This is a genomic window from Williamsia sp. Y712, assembly GCF_059445525.1.
In genome coordinates, this window is record NZ_JCAIUN010000002.1 from 883,009 (window position 1) to 897,510 (window position 14,502).

The 14,502-nt window shown below is 62.2% G+C and carries 14 protein-coding genes and 3 tRNA genes; 12 read left to right on the forward strand and 5 right to left on the reverse strand.

What is annotated here, in order from left to right; all coding sequences use genetic code 11:
• Positions 1 to 687 precede the first annotated feature (687 nt).
• Positions 688 to 2,793: a bifunctional copper resistance protein CopD/cytochrome c oxidase assembly protein gene (locus AC1D75_RS18940; protein ID WP_495516835.1), complete on the reverse strand. Its 2,106-nt coding sequence runs from the start codon at positions 2,791 to 2,793 to the stop codon at positions 688 to 690.
• Positions 2,794 to 2,881: 88 nt separating this feature from the next.
• On the opposite strand from AC1D75_RS18940, the gene AC1D75_RS18945 reads away from it, so the two are divergent.
• Positions 2,882 to 2,955, forward strand: a tRNA-Arg gene (locus AC1D75_RS18945).
• 44 nt (positions 2,956 to 2,999) lie between these two features.
• Here AC1D75_RS18945 and AC1D75_RS18950 read toward each other — a convergent pair.
• Positions 3,000 to 3,236, reverse strand: coding sequence for a hypothetical protein (locus tag AC1D75_RS18950; RefSeq protein WP_495516836.1), 237 nt, complete (start codon positions 3,234 to 3,236; stop codon positions 3,000 to 3,002).
• A gap of 167 nt (positions 3,237 to 3,403) precedes the next feature.
• Between AC1D75_RS18950 and AC1D75_RS18955 the strand changes: the two genes are divergently transcribed.
• Positions 3,404 to 3,802 carry a DUF6188 family protein gene (locus AC1D75_RS18955; RefSeq protein ID WP_495516837.1) on the forward strand — a complete coding sequence of 133 codons (399 nt, stop codon included), beginning with the start codon at positions 3,404 to 3,406 and terminating at the stop codon, positions 3,800 to 3,802.
• Between the two features lie 17 nt (positions 3,803 to 3,819).
• Here the strand turns inward: AC1D75_RS18955 and AC1D75_RS18960 are convergent, their stop codons facing one another.
• A complete protein-coding gene (locus AC1D75_RS18960) occupies positions 3,820 to 4,512 on the reverse strand; it encodes a lysophospholipid acyltransferase family protein (RefSeq protein WP_495516838.1) in 693 nt (230 codons plus the stop codon).
• 162 nt (positions 4,513 to 4,674) lie between these two features.
• Between AC1D75_RS18960 and AC1D75_RS18965 the strand changes: the two genes are divergently transcribed.
• The 7 genes from AC1D75_RS18965 (at position 4,675) to AC1D75_RS18995 (ending at position 10,886) form a co-directional block, all read left to right on the forward strand.
• Complete coding sequence (locus AC1D75_RS18965; protein ID WP_495516839.1) at positions 4,675 to 5,958, forward strand: HNH endonuclease; 1,284 nt, start codon at positions 4,675 to 4,677, stop codon at positions 5,956 to 5,958.
• Positions 5,959 to 6,046: 88 nt separating this feature from the next.
• Positions 6,047 to 6,592, forward strand: a complete 546-nt coding sequence (locus AC1D75_RS18970; RefSeq protein WP_495516840.1) for a PadR family transcriptional regulator — start codon at positions 6,047 to 6,049, stop codon at positions 6,590 to 6,592.
• A gap of 50 nt (positions 6,593 to 6,642) precedes the next feature.
• Positions 6,643 to 8,688 (forward strand): FAD-dependent oxidoreductase, encoded by a 2,046-nt coding sequence (locus AC1D75_RS18975; protein WP_495516841.1) that lies wholly within the window; start codon positions 6,643 to 6,645, stop codon positions 8,686 to 8,688.
• Positions 8,689 to 8,707: 19 nt separating this feature from the next.
• Positions 8,708 to 9,214: a nitroreductase/quinone reductase family protein gene (locus AC1D75_RS18980; protein WP_495516842.1), complete on the forward strand. Its 507-nt coding sequence runs from the start codon at positions 8,708 to 8,710 to the stop codon at positions 9,212 to 9,214.
• Positions 9,215 to 9,256: 42 nt separating this feature from the next.
• Positions 9,257 to 10,060, forward strand: coding sequence for a mycolate reductase (gene cmrA / locus AC1D75_RS18985; protein WP_495516843.1), 804 nt, complete (start codon positions 9,257 to 9,259; stop codon positions 10,058 to 10,060).
• 69 nt (positions 10,061 to 10,129) lie between these two features.
• Positions 10,130 to 10,729 (forward strand): oligoribonuclease, encoded by a 600-nt coding sequence (gene orn, locus AC1D75_RS18990; RefSeq protein ID WP_495516844.1) that lies wholly within the window; start codon positions 10,130 to 10,132, stop codon positions 10,727 to 10,729.
• Between the two features lie 84 nt (positions 10,730 to 10,813).
• A tRNA-His gene (locus tag AC1D75_RS18995) sits at positions 10,814 to 10,886 on the forward strand.
• 263 nt (positions 10,887 to 11,149) lie between these two features.
• On the opposite strand, the gene AC1D75_RS19000 is transcribed toward AC1D75_RS18995, so the two are convergent.
• Entirely contained in the window at positions 11,150 to 12,382 is a 1,233-nt protein-coding gene (locus tag AC1D75_RS19000) for a L,D-transpeptidase (protein WP_495516845.1), read from the reverse strand.
• Between the two features lie 250 nt (positions 12,383 to 12,632).
• On the opposite strand from AC1D75_RS19000, the gene AC1D75_RS19005 reads away from it, so the two are divergent.
• A tRNA-Lys gene (locus AC1D75_RS19005) sits at positions 12,633 to 12,705 on the forward strand.
• Positions 12,706 to 12,920: 215 nt separating this feature from the next.
• Here the strand turns inward: AC1D75_RS19005 and AC1D75_RS19010 are convergent.
• Complete coding sequence (locus tag AC1D75_RS19010; protein WP_495516846.1) at positions 12,921 to 13,142, reverse strand: DUF3618 domain-containing protein; 222 nt, start codon at positions 13,140 to 13,142, stop codon at positions 12,921 to 12,923.
• Positions 13,143 to 13,286: 144 nt separating this feature from the next.
• Here AC1D75_RS19010 and bcp point away from each other — a divergent pair, with 144 nt between their 5' ends.
• Positions 13,287 to 13,760, forward strand: a complete 474-nt coding sequence (gene bcp / locus AC1D75_RS19015; RefSeq protein ID WP_482144738.1) for a thioredoxin-dependent thiol peroxidase — start codon at positions 13,287 to 13,289, stop codon at positions 13,758 to 13,760.
• A gap of 17 nt (positions 13,761 to 13,777) precedes the next feature.
• On the forward strand, positions 13,778 to 14,491 hold the full coding sequence (locus tag AC1D75_RS19020) for a TetR/AcrR family transcriptional regulator (protein WP_495516847.1): 714 nt from the start codon (positions 13,778 to 13,780) through the stop codon (positions 14,489 to 14,491).
• The last annotated feature ends 11 nt before the right edge of the window (positions 14,492 to 14,502 follow it).

Genomic DNA, 14,502 nt, shown 5'->3' on the forward strand with positions numbered 1-14,502 from the left:
GTGTCCACCGCATAGAGGCACAAGTGGGCGAATCGTCCTTTCACGGCAACGCTGAACTAGTTGCGCGGGCGAGCTCGAAGGACCTTGGGCATCTCTTTGAAGACCTTTCGGCGCATGGCAAGTGGTGTATGACATCAACGAATGAATCAGGACTCGACTGTCAGGGTCACCCCTCCTGGTACCAAACGCTCGTTCGATCCGCGGCAGGCTTCTCGCCCTTCCTGCACCACCCACAGTTGGGTCTTCTGACCAAGACTCGGATACGGATCCGGGCCCAGTCGCAAGTGGCGACGTAATGAAGCCACTCACTCCCGAAACATGCACTGCTGCGCCACTATCGGGGCGCCTTGACATCGCCTGACGTCGAGCCGCGGCAACTCCGAGAACATGGCTTCTCCTGGTTGCCGACCCGCCCGCGCCATAAGTGGTTCCCACATCCACCTAGGCCCGGTTGATGACCTTCGGCAACTCCTGCCAAGCCTTCGTCACCCTGAAATATGCTGCCCCACAATTGAATTGTGCAAGTCCGTCCGGATGAATCATCTCGACCACGAGAATCGGACTCTCGGGAGCGGGCTCGGGTCCGAGCGAGGAGAGTTGTGCCACTAGACCGCGTTGCTTGGTTCGTGAAACCAAGTGAAGCCCCGTCGCATCACCGCCGGTGTGGCAAACCCCGATCCAGCAGGGTCAGGAACGAGTCCCCGGAGTGGGTTCGCTCGAGTCCGGGGCCCCCGACTCGTCAGTTGCCGGCTTGTCCCCAACCGGGCTCGTTGCAACCACCGACTCCTGTTGGTCTTCTCGCGACATCTGCTTCAACATCGCGTTGTAGCTGGCCAACTCTGCATCTTCGTCACGATCGGCACGTCGGTCGAACTGCCGGGCCTGTCGTAGGTCCTGGCGACTCCATTGCACCAGCAGAGCCAGCATCACCAGCACGAGCGGAATCTCTCCGGCCGCCCAAGCGATGCCGCCGCCCAACCGTTGATCACTCATCAGATCGGGATTCCACGGCAACATCAAGCTCTGGTAGAAGCTGCGGGCGATGACGTTGTCGGTGCTCATCAGGGCCACGCCGAAGAAGGCATGAAAAGGCAACGAGCCGAACACCATTGCGAGCTTGGCAACCGGCGACAACGTTCGAGGCGCTGGGTCGATCCCGATGACCACCCAGTAGAAGAGATAGCCACTGACGATGAAGTGGAAGTTCATCGCAACGTGTGCGGCGTGATAATCGACGAGCGTCTCGAACAGGCCCCCCAGATAGAGGACGTAATAGCTGCCGACGAAAAGCACCGACGCCACCAGCGGATGCGTGATGAACCTTGAGTACGGACTGTGGAGGATGGCCAGGATCCACTCACGCGGTCCCGGTGGTGCGCTCTTTCCGGCCGGACGCAGAGCCCGCAGCGCCAACGTCATCGGACCACCGAGCACCAGCAGAACCGGCGTCAGCATCGAAAGCGTCATGTGCGCGATCATGTGCAGGCTGAACATCGCCGGCGCATATTTGCCGAGTCCGGATGAGGTGGCGAACAACAACGCCGCGCAGCCCAGGATCCAGGCAATTGTCCGACCGATAGGCCACGCATCTCCACGGCGGCGCAAGCGGATCACGCCGCGCAGGTAGACGACGGCCATGACAATCGCCAGGGTTCCGAACAGCAGGTCGAACCGCCAGTCGAGGAAGATCCGCGCGAATGTGGGTTCGTGATCGATTCGGTAGCCCAGAAGCAGTTCGGCAGCGGGCATGTTCGACGGGTTTGCATTGACCGGAGGAGGCGTCCGCGACAAACCAACGGCGATACCGAATGTTGCCGCGAACACGAGCAACTCCACTACTGCGAATCGGATCAGCGGACGCCGATTGTCATCCTTCTCGATCGCCGGAATGCTGGCCTTCCGGTGCCACGCACCCAATCCACCCAGAACAACCAGCGCCACGATCTTGGCCAGAACCAACTGCCCGTAGGTCTCGGTGAACAGCTGATCGATCTTCACCCGGACCAGCGCGTTGATGACGCCGCTGGCCCCGACAACGATGAATGTCCAGAACGCGACACGGGAATAACGAGAGATCGCGAGCAGTGTGTAGCGTCCGGCACCGCGGGCGTAGATCAGGACCGCGAAGAGTCCACCCATCCACAGGCAGGCGCCGACCAGGTGCAGGATCAGACTGTTCGTGGCGACGTCGTGGCTTCCGCCGGTCGACGAATGCCCTGCCAGGGCGGTCGGCATCAACGTCAAGATCGACAGGGGCAAGACGATCAGCGTCCAGGTCCATCGCAGGGCAATGCGTGCGACGATCGCACAGATCAACGCAAAGATCGCGGTCCACAACCAGGACCGAGCGTCGGCGACCTGATCAAATGCCGTGATGATCCGGTCGGGACTCAACGTCTCCGACAGCGGATACCCCGACGTGTCCGAGATGGTCAACGGGATCATCAGCAGGGCCGCCACCGCCCAGATCAGTGCGCCGACCGACGCGGACTTGATCGCCCGATATCCGCCCACGTCGAGGACGCCGTCGGATTGTGGCGGCACGAAGAATGCTGCGAACAACGCGCCGCCGACTGCGATCACCGCACCGATCTCACCAATCGTCTGAACGGTGGGCAGCCCATACCGCGTCAATGTCCCCGGGTCTCCGACACCGGCGAGATCCAGTGCGTCGCCGGCGGAGACCGCGGTGACCGCCACCGCAACAGCAGCTGCCACCCAGGCCAACACCCAGCCAATGCTTGCTGCCGCACTGCGGCGGATATCGATCGAATCGGGACTGGGTGTGCTCACCCCTTCAGGGTAGGCACCACCCGACTGTGACTCGCGTCCGCCTGTGTTCGCGCGTGCCGATATACTCGCCTGCGCCGGTCATCGGCACGCCTCCGTAGCTCAGGTGGATAGAGCAAGAGCCTTCTAATCTCTAGGTCGCAGGTTCGAGTCCTGCCGGGGGCACCTGGTTTCCGCTTGCGCGATCACCTGCCCACCTGGGCAGGTGATCAGTCCTCGGGAAGTGCCGCGAAAGCCTTCTTTGTGCTTCGGTACCAACCCAATCCCGCGACGGGTCGCTTCCACCTGCCCTGCATATCCTTCAACGCACCTTCGTGCGTGGCGTCGCCCTTCTCCACCATTTCCTTCAAATGGCGGTCTTGGGCGTGGATGACGTCGTCCGCCTTGTCGCCACGGAGTTCAACCTCGCACGGCCCACCCAGTTGCTTACATGTCATCGTCTTCATGGCTATACGACCTCCCAGGTCTGGCGTGGACATCGCTTGGTTGATGTCCTACCGGTGACGCTATCCGCGCGTTCGCGGCCCACGCTTCTCGATTCCTGATCGATGCGGTTGGGTGACCGACTGCCGGATGTTATCGTCGATGTGACGTCCGACACACGGAGGCCTCAATGCACCTGTGGATCCAAGGTCACATCGTGGAACGACTCACGTTCGACGACACTCTGACGTTCTTCTTCAACGACCACTGCGAGTTGGTGCTGTGGACGCCGTTCACGTTGACGTCTCCGCCCATCGGCGGACTCGGTGTCGAACACGACAGCATCAACCCTGCGAATGTCATCGACGAGCAACGACCACTCTTCACAATGCTTGGCAATCGAGCCGAGGTCGTGGAGTGCAACGACGACGGCGATCTACACATCGAGTTCGGCGACGGCAGCGCCATAGATCTGCCCAGCGATCCCGAACAGACATCATGGGAGCTTTTCGCCAAACGATACGGATACGCGACCTGCGAGAAGACCGGTCAGATCCGCATCATCGAACACAATCACGCGGCCACCTGACCGAGATTCCGAGCCGTTCAGGCGGCGCCTCGTCGCGGTGTCGATCCGGCCCACGATTTCGCATACTCGTCGACGTACTCCTGCCCGCTGTGCTGGGCAAGGATCCGCATCAATGCGTCGGTCGCGCCGCGATAGTCGCTGGTCGCCGCATACGGTGAAAGATCGAAGGCCGGCAATATCTCGACGACCACACGGCCACGACGCCACCACCTCACACCCGTCACCGGCCGCGTCCCGGTGATCGCCACCGGGACAACTGGTATCCCGTTGGCAATGGCCACCCTCGCCACTCCTGTCCGACCGCGATACATGCGACCATCCGGCGACCGGGTTCCCTCCGGATGTATTCCCCACACCTTCCCGTCGCGCACGATAGAGGTAGCCGCCGATATGGCCGATACCGCAGCATGCCCACCTGTCCGGTCCACCGGGATCTGTCCGAGTGCGGTAAAGAACCAACTCTGGAGACGGCCCACCGTCCCGGTTCGGGTGAAGTAGTCCGACTTGGCAAGGAAGAAGACCTGCCTGCGGGCAGCCAGTGTCAGATAGAAGGAGTCGATCACCGCCAAGTGATTGGCGGCCACGATCGCCGGACCGGTCGACGGAACATTATGGCGTCCAACAATTTTCGGTCGCCCGAGCACATACAGCACCGGACCGACCAGGACATGGCGACAAACCCGATAGGCAACCGCACTCGTAAACGACATAGACAGTGTCTACCCCATCCTCCTCGCTTCCATCGGCCGCTTCGGTCCAACCCCTGTCGGACTGCCCCGCTATGCTCCGAACACAGATTCGATCACGTTGTTCGGGGGAACCACATGCTTGAAACAAACGACATTGCGGGCTTTCGAGATGCCTTGCAACATATGCTGTTTGATCTTCCCGCTGCCGATTCGGTAAATCAGATCACGGCACTCGAAGACCTCAAGGCCGCTTGCGCCGCAGCCCAGGCAAGGGCGACCATGAACCTCTACAGCAGGCGCCGTGAGGAACATCGAGAACAAGGGGTGCCCGACAAGAAGGTCGGTGCAGGCATCGCATCGGAGGTCGGACTGGCCCGACGAGTCTCGCCCCATCGAGGGGGCCGATACCTCGGTTTCGCCCGGGCTGTGGTCGATGAAATGCCCCATACGATGGCCGCACTCGAATCGGGCCACCTTTCCGAGTGGCGTGCCACCATCCTGGTTCGCGAAACGGCCTACCTCGATGTCGCGGACCGGGTCGCCATCGATGCCGAGCTATGCGCCGATCCGGACGGACTTCAGGGCGTCGGCGACAAGGCACTCACAGCTCGCGCCAAAGCACTTGCTTATCAACGAGATCCACACGCAGTTGTCGCGCGTGCCGCCAAAGCGTCCAAAGACCGCCGGGTCACCTCGCGACCTGCACCCGATTCCATGGCAACGGTGAGCGCACTCCTACCGGTCGCCCAGGGCGTCGGAGTGATCGCTGCCCTGCGTCGGGCAGCCGATCTGCACCGCGGTGACGGCGATGGCCGCTCCCGGGATCAGATCATGGCCGACGTCTTGTTCGAGCGGGTCACCGGCAGCGCCGCCACCGATGGCCCACCGATCACGGTCAACTTGGTCGTATCGGATGCCGCATTGTTGGGTGACGCCGACGACGCCGCCCATGTCGACGGGTACGGCCCGATCCCGGCCGGCATTGCTCGACAACTGGTTGCCGCGGCCGCCGACCGCGACACAAGGCTCACGATCAGGCGGTTGTTCGCGAAACCAGCCACCGGCGTGCTGGTGGCCATGGAATCAGTCGCCCGAATATTTCCCAAGGCACTGGCACTACTGGTCCGCCTACGCGATCAGATCTGTCGCACCCCATACTGCGATGCCCCGGTACGGCATACCGACCATGTCACGCCCCATAGCATCGAGGGACCCACGACCAGCGAGAACGGACAAGGGTTGTGCGAGGACTGCAATTACGCAAAGCAGGCACCGGGGTGGCATTCGGTTACGCAGCCATCGAAAACCCAGCGGCACTCGATAGCCGTCACAACACCCACGGGTCATCGCCACATCTCCGTCGCGCCTGAGCTCCCGCGTCCTGCCACACCGTTGCCCATGTGCCGACGGCGAAGCGACACCCACAGTCGGCTCGAGGCGAGCCTTCTCGAGCTCATGGCGGCATGATTTGGATCAATACGCAGGTCAACCATATGAACTTCTGGTTATATGAACACCATTGCATAGTGCCGCGTTGCATGGGTATTATGCAGAGGTGGCACTCGAACACGCGATCATGACCTCGCTAGCCGAGCGACCGGGCACCGGCTACGAAATCGGCCAGCAGTTCAGCCGGTCGATCGGCCACTTCTGGTCTGCCACACACCAGCAGATCTATCGGACGCTCAAGAAGCTCCACTCCGATGGATTGGTCAGTTTCGAGTCGGTTGCGCAAGACGGCAGGCCCGATAAAAAGGTCTACACGCTCTCCGCCAAAGGCCGCGCCGCACTGAGTGATTGGGTCGGAACACCCACCGAGCCCCAACAACTCCGCGACGAATTGGGCGTGAAGATCAGGGCCGCCGAAGCCGCAGATCTACCCCAGCTGATCAGTGAACTACGCCGCCAACGCACCCTCCACGAAGAACGCCTGCGTCTCTACCAAGAGTTCGAAAAGAACGACTATCCCGATCCGAGCGCCCTGAGCCTGCGCAAACTCAAACAACACCTCGTGCTGCGTGGTGGCGTGCGCATCGAAGTCGGTTTCATCGACTGGTGCGACGAAGTGATCGCGGCACTCGAAGGTGTCCTCGACTCATAGCCCCGCAGCTGACAACACGGCCAGCCCCCGTGACGAAGGAAGGTCTTTCAATGACAACTCCATATCCAAAGCTGTTCGAACCGTTGACGATCAACAAAACCGTGTTGAAGAACCGCATCATCATGGGATCGATGCATACCGGTCTCGAAGATCGCATCTGGGACACCGACAAGCTCGCCGCCTACTACGCCGAACGTGCGCGCGGCGGCGCCGGCCTGATCATCACCGGTGGCATCGCACCGACCCGCGCAGGACTTCTCCTGCCCTTCGGGAGCAAACTCACCAACAAGGTCGACGTCATCCGGCACCGGCGCCTGACCAACGCCGTGCACAAAGAGGGCGGCAAGATCGCAATGCAGATCCTCTACGCCGGTCGCTACGGATATACACCGCTGAAGTTCAGTGTCAGCTGGGAGAAATCGCCGGTTCACCCCTTCCAGCCGATCAAGATGAACGACGCGCTCATCAAGCACGCCATCTGGTCGTACGGTCGCTGCGCAAAACTCGCCAGAGATGCGGGTTACGACGGCATCGAGATCATGGGCGGCGAGGGTTACCTGCTCAACACCTTCCTCTGCAAGCGCACCAACAACCGCACCGACAAGTGGGGTGGTAACACGGAGAACAGACAGCGGATCGTCGTCGAGATCGCGAAGGAGATCCGCAAGAAGGCCGGCCCCGATTTCATGGTGATCATGCGCCAGTCGATCGCCGATCTGGTCAAAGACGGCCAGACGTGGGACGAAATCGCCTCACTGGCACGCAAACTCGAGGCTGCCGGCGTCGACGCCATCAACACCGATATCGGCTGGCATGAGGCGCAGGTACCCACGATCGTCACGTCGGTTCCGCGTGGCGCGTTTGTCAGCTATACCGAGCGCTTGCGCGAAGAGGTGTCGATCCCGCTGATCGCCTCGAACCGGATCAACACACCTGAACTCGGCGAAGAGATCCTCGAAGGCGGACGGGTCGACGCCATCTCGATGGCCCGACCACTGCTCGCCGATCCCGAGTTCGCCAACAAGGCACAGGCGGGCCGCGGCGACGAGATCAACACCTGCATCGCATGCAACCAAGCCTGCCTCGACCACGCATTCGTGGGCAAGAAGGTGTCGTGCCTGCTCAATCCACGGGCTGGGCGCGAGACCGAATTGACCCTCGGCGCCACCCGCAAGGCCAAGCGTGTGGCAGTGGTCGGCGCCGGCCCCGCCGGGCTCTCCGCCGCTGTCGCCGCCGCCCAGCGTGGACACAACGTCCACCTTTTCGAGGCCGGCGAACACATCGGCGGCCAGTTCTCGATCGCGGCCAGGATCCCGGGCAAAGAAGAGTTCTCCGAGACCATCCGCTACTACAAGCGACAGCTCGAAGTCACCGGCGTGCAGGTACACCTGAGTACCTGGATCACCGCCGATGAACTCATCGAGCAAAAGTTCGACGACGTCATCGTCGCCACCGGTGTCACACCCCGAATGCCGGACATCCCGGGCATCGACCACCCGAAGGTGCTGTCGTACGCCGATGCCGTCCTCGGTCGCGGTGAGATCGGAAAGACCGTCGCGGTGATCGGCGCCGGCGGAATCGGATTCGACGTCAGCGAGTTCCTCATCGTCGACGACTCCCCCACCCTGAACATCAAGGAGTGGGAGCAGGAATGGGGCATCACCGACGACCTCACCGTTCCGGGGTTTGTCGGAAAGCCACGGCCGACTCCGGCCACCCGCAAGGTCTACCTCGTCCAGCGCAAGCCCGGGGGCCAAGGTAAGACCCTCGGCAAGACGTCCGGTTGGGTCCACCGCGCCACCATCAAAATGAAGGGCGTGGAACAGATTTCGGGCGCCACCTACGACAAGATCGATGACGCCGGGCTGCACCTGGGTTTCGCTCCGAAAGAAGAAGGCGGGGATCGCACCACCCGCATCCTCGACGTCGACACCGTCGTGGTCTGTGCCGGACAGGAATCGGTGCGCGATCTGATCGACCCGTTGACCGTCGGGGGTGTGAACACCCACGTGATCGGTGGCGCCGATGTGGCCGCCGAACTCGACGCCAAGCGTGCAATCCGCCAAGGTACCGAGGTCGCCGCGAGTATCGTCTGACCCAGCGAGAGGGGTCGCGATGGCCACGCCATTTCCGGATAGACGTTGGGGTTCCGAAGATTCCCGACTGAAATCGTTGGCGCTGGCCTTCGCGGCCACCCCCGCGGGATCGTTGGCGATCCGGAAGCTGACGCCGATCGACCGACGGTTGATGAGCCGGACCAACGGTAAGTACACGACGCTCGGTCCGATCGGCGCTCCGACCATGTTGCTCACCACCGTCGGCGCAAAGAGCGGTCAACGGCGGACGTCGCCTCTCATTTTCTACCGGGAAGATCCGGAGCTGTTTGTGGTCGGCTCCAACTTCGGGCAGGCCCACCACCCCGCATGGACCGCCAATCTGCTGGCGAACCCGGGTGCGTGGGTCAACATCGACGGGAGCGAGATCGAGGCCACCGCCACACCTCTCGAGGGCGCTGAGAAGGTCCGGATCTTCCACGAGTTCGAAACGATGGCCGACGTATATCGGGTCTACAACGGTCGGACGTCCCGCGAACTGCGCCTCTTTCGCCTGACCGCCGTATAACACTTGACCGCCGTATGGCCGGACACCGTTACGATCTGCGCCATGGGTATTCCGCAGCCGTCGTTGTCCGCGCGTGCCGTTGTCACCGGGGCCTCGTCCGGGATCGGGGCCGCACTTGCCACCGAGTTGGCGCGCCGCGGCCATGGACTGATCCTCGTCGCCCGTCGCGAAGAGATCTTGAATGCGACCGCTTCCGACCTCGGTACCGAGTTCGGTGTCGAGGTCGAGGTACGTGCCACCGACCTGTCCGATCCCGTCGCCACCACCGCACTCTGCGACGAATTGGCCCGGCGTGAGATCTCCATCCTGTGCAACAACGCCGGAATCGCAACATTCGGTGCACTCGCCGACCTGGATCCGGACTACGAACGTGCTCAGGTCCACCTGAATGCGGTGGCCGTCCACGACCTCACGTTGGCGGTGTTGCCCCAGATGGTCGGCCGGGGCTCAGGCGGCATCCTCATGGTCGGTTCCGCTGCGGGCAACATGCCCATCCCCCACAACGCCACCTACGCCGCGACAAAAGCATTCGTGAACACCTTGTCCGAGTCCCTGCGCGGCGAGGTCGCCGACCAAGGCGTACACGTGACGTTGCTGGCACCGGGACCCGTTCGCACCCAGACCCCTTCGCCGGAGGAAGCCAGCACCGTCGACCGGCTGGTGCCGGACTTCCTCTGGAACTCGAGCGAGTACGTGGCCAAGATGAGCCTGGATGCGCTGGAACGCAACAAGATGCGCGTGGTGCCGGGCTTGTTGTCGAAGGCGATGTCGGTCGCGGGCGGCTACAGCCCACGTAAGTTCACCGCCCCGATCGTCGGCGCCTTCTACCGCAAGTTCGGTGACTGACGGGCCGATCAACCACCCACTCGGCCCACTGGCCTCGGGCAACGGGTATCGCTGAACTAGGGTGATGTGATGCAAGACAAACTTGTGTGGATCGACTGCGAGATGACCGGCCTGCAATTGGGCAGTGACAAACTCATCGAAATCGCAGCTCTGGTCACCGACAGCGAACTGAACATCTTGGGCGACGGCGTAGACGTTGTCATCCATGCCGACGACGACGCCTTGGCAGCGATGCCGGACGTCGTGAAGAAGATGCATGCCGCCTCCGGCCTGACCGAAGAGGTGCGAGCCTCCACGGTCACCCTCGAGGAGGCCGAGAAGATGGTGCTGGAGTATCTGCGCTCGCAGATCGGCTCCGCCGGCGCGGCACCCCTCGCCGGTAACTCCATCGCCACAGACCGCGGTTTCATCACCCGGGACATGCCGAAGCTCGACAGCTACCTTCACTACCGGATGGTGGACGTCAGCTCCATCAAGGAGTTGAGCAGGCGCTGGTACCCGAAGGTCTACTTCGGCCAGCCGCAGAAGGGCCTGGCGCACCGAGCGCTGGCCGACATCCGCGAATCCATCCGCGAGCTCAAGTACTACCGCGCAACGGTGTTCGTACCGCAGCCCGGACCGGACTCCCCCGCCATCGAAGAAGTGACAAAAACACTCGGTCCGGCTTGATGAACCGCAGGTCAGGAACCGATTGGAGTTTCTGCCCGGCATACCGCTAAAGTTAGTTCCGGTCCCGCTCAGCGGGTACCGATGGTGGGCGTAGTTCAGTTGGTAGAGCACCAGATTGTGATTCTGGCTGTCGCGGGTTCGAGTCCCGTCGTCCACCCAAACAGAAACGGTCTATCGCGCTTCGGCGCGGTAGACCGTTTCTGCGTTTGCCCGCCATCGCCTCCGCGGCAACGAGATCCCCGGCCCGGCGTTTCGGTCCTCATTTCCCCGCAGCGGCCTTCGTTGTCCCACTGCGACACCCGATTCGGGTACGACGGATTCAGGGGCTCATATGACAAACGCCGGGCAGTAACCGTCTCTCGACGATCACCACCCGGCGTCTACGGTCCATGACAGGGACCAACCGGAAAGCAGCCTGAATCAGGCGTTGCCCTTCTTCCAGGTCTCCCAGGGGATGTTCCAGTCACCGAGGCCATCGGTGCCCGACAGCTCGGGACCGACCGTGTTCTTGACGGTGACGATGTCGCCGCGCAGCGAGTTCTGCACCCACCACAGGGCATTGTCCGGACTGACGTTCAGGCAGCCGTGGCTGGTGTTCTCGCTACCCTGCGCGTACATCGACCACGGGGCGGAGTGGATGTAGATACCGCTCCACGACATCTGGGTCGCGTAATCGACGTCGAGTTTGTACCCGGCCGGAGAGTTCACCGGAACTCCGTAGGTCGACGAGTCCATCACGATTTCATCGAGGCGGTCTCCGATGATGTACGTGCCGTTGTCCGTGGGTGTCGAATCCTTGCCCATCGAAGTCGGCATGGTCTTGATCACCTCACCGTTCTCGGTGATGGTGATCGTCTTGGTGTTGTCGTCTGCGACAGCGATCAGTTCACGACCGATGGTGAAGTTCGTTTTGAGGTTTTCCTGACCGAACAGGCCGTCCCCGAGGTCGATTCCGTAGGTGTTGATCGCGACATCGACCTTGGTGCCCGGCTTCCAGAAGTTCTCCGGCCGCCAGCGCAGTTCGGTGTCACTGAGCCAGTAGAACGCACCCTCGGTCGGCGGATCGGTCTTGACGGTGATCGCGTCCTGCGCAGCCCTACGATTCGGGATCGACTCGTCGAAGCGAATCGAGACAGGCATTCCGACACCGACGGTCGAACCCTTCTCCGGCAGTAGATAGGCCTGGGTCAAGTTGTTCGGCGAGCTGGTCGTGAATGTCCGGCTCGACTGGGTCTTGCCGCCAATGCCCTTGGCGTCGGCGACGAGCGTGTACCGCTTGTTGTAACCGAACGAGCCCGCCGGGACCGTCCACGTCTTCTGGTCGTCCGACATCACGCCCGGCACGACCACGCCGGCCGTGTTGGTGATCTTGACATTGGTCAGGCGACCATCATTTGCGGTCACCTGCACGGGTGCACCCGGCGCGAAACCGACGTCGCCGTCGATGACGGGCTCGTTCGCGAGGCCGGTGACCTCGACCGCGGGCTGCAGCAGATCGTCGAACGGTGTTGTGCTGACGACCTGATCGCTGTACTTCGGAGGCTTGGGATCAGAAGAGCATGCCGACGCGACACCTGCCAGTGTCACCAACAGAATCAACAGAACCGTGGGCGTACTCGCCCTCCGGGTCACAGAGGCCTGCCTGAACCCCATCACACTCCCAAGATCTGACTAAGGCCCGACGACGCGGGCAAGAAACTAACTAGGCGAAAGTGTACGTGTTAAACCCGACGTGCATGAAACAATAATCAGCCGATATTGTGACGCTCACTACACGAAGCCCGCTGCGGACCAGTGGTTTCCACGCCCCTCGAGCGGGTCGACCAGGCGATTTTTATTTCCGAGGGTCGGCCTGATAGCGTTCTATCTCGCAAGACGAAGTGAAGAACACGGCAAGAAGCAAGCGCCATTAGCTCAATTGGCAGAGCAGCTGACTCTTAATCAGCGGGTTCGGGGTTCGAGTCCCTGATGGCGCACAACAGAGTTGAACCCCCAGGCAACTGGGGGTTTTTCTTTTGCCCGAATGACGTTCGGCCGCAGCAATCCAACGACTGCACATCGCCGATCAGGGACCCTTCATCGCGGGTGTCCGCCGATTCTCCGACTGGCCCTAAAACCACAAACGCCCACCAGGTGATCATTGGTCACCGGGCGGGCGTGCGAGGACGGCGGTCCCCCGCCATTCATTCGTTCAGCTGACGATCTTCTTGATCACGATGGCGACCACGACCACGCCCACCGCGATCAGCGTCCCGGCGACCGCCGGTTTACGGACGGTGGCCACGACGGTCGCCTTGGCGTCATCGGCCAGGCGCTGCGGGTTGGCACGGGAGGCCAGCGCGTCAAGTGTCCCCGCCAGTTCATCGCGGGCCCGCTCGATATCGCGTTCGATGCTGTCGGTGTCGCGTGCCACAGGTCCTCCATCGGTACAGTGCCGTCCGCGCCGCAGATTGCGGGCGTGGATCGGTCCGGTCAGGTCTTCTGCTCTACGGTAGTTCACCGACCATGTTGCACGTGTTGCGCCACACTGTTTACTTACTCGGCTAGCCTGAGTTCGATGACTGAGAACACACGCTTGGCTGTGGGCGACGACGCCCCCGATTTTTCCCTGCCCGATGCCGACGAGAACATCGTCTCCCTCGCGGACTACCGCGGTCGGCAGGTGATCGTCTATTTCTATCCGGCAGCGAGTACACCCGGTTGCACCAAGCAGGCCTGCGACTTCCGCGACAGCCTTGCCGAGCTCAACACCGAGGGCATCGATGTCATCGGGATCTCGCCCGACAAGCCGGCCAAGCTCGCGAAATTCCGCGATGCGGAAAACCTGACGTTCCCGCTGCTGTCCGATGTGGACAAGTCGGTCCTGACGGCCTGGGGCGCGTTCGGTGAGAAGAAGATGTACGGCAAAACGGTGACCGGCGTGATCCGCTCCACCTTCCTTGTCGACGCGGACGGCAAAATCGCTGCTGCCCAATACAATGTGCGGGCCACCGGCCACGTGGCCAAGCTGCGCCGCGACCTCTCGGTCTGACCGGAGGCAAGCTGTTCATGGTGGAGCGGCAGCCGGGCCCCGGGCACGGAACCACTGGTGCGCTGAAGACCAGCGCTCCGGGATCCGGCGCGTCCCGGCTGCTCAGTGCCGAACCGCTGGTCCCCCGCAAGCGACCAACGCAGCAACGTAGTCAGCTGCGTTTCGACGCGATGTTGGCCGCTGCGCGGGAGCTGCTCATCGAGGTCGGGTTCGAATCACTGACCTGCGAGCACATCGCAGCCCGTGCCGATGTCCCGATCGGCACCCTCTATCAGTACTTCGCGAACAAGTACGTGGTGGTCTGTGAGCTCGACAGAGAGGATGCTGCCGGGGTTCAGGATGAGCTGGCGACGTTTGCCGCGGAGATCCCGTCGCTGGACTGGCCTCGTCTGCTGGAGAAGTTCATCGATCACCTCGCCCGACTCTGGCACGACGATCCGTCCCGGCGGGCCGTGTGGCTGGCCGTTCAGTCGACTCCGGCCACCCGAGCCACCGCGACAGTCCACGAACGCGCCCTGGCCGCCCAGGTGGCGCGCATCATCGCGCCGTTGACACCGCAGCGCGACCGCCGGGCCCTGATGTCGGAATTGCTGGTACACACGGCGTATTCGTTGCTCAGTTTCTCGGTGCAGGAAGGCCACAACCACGCCGATACCGTGGCCGAACTCAAACTCATGCTCGGGCGATACATGATGCTCGAAAACCCCGAAAGCCGCCAGACCACAGAGTGATCCGGCGGCTT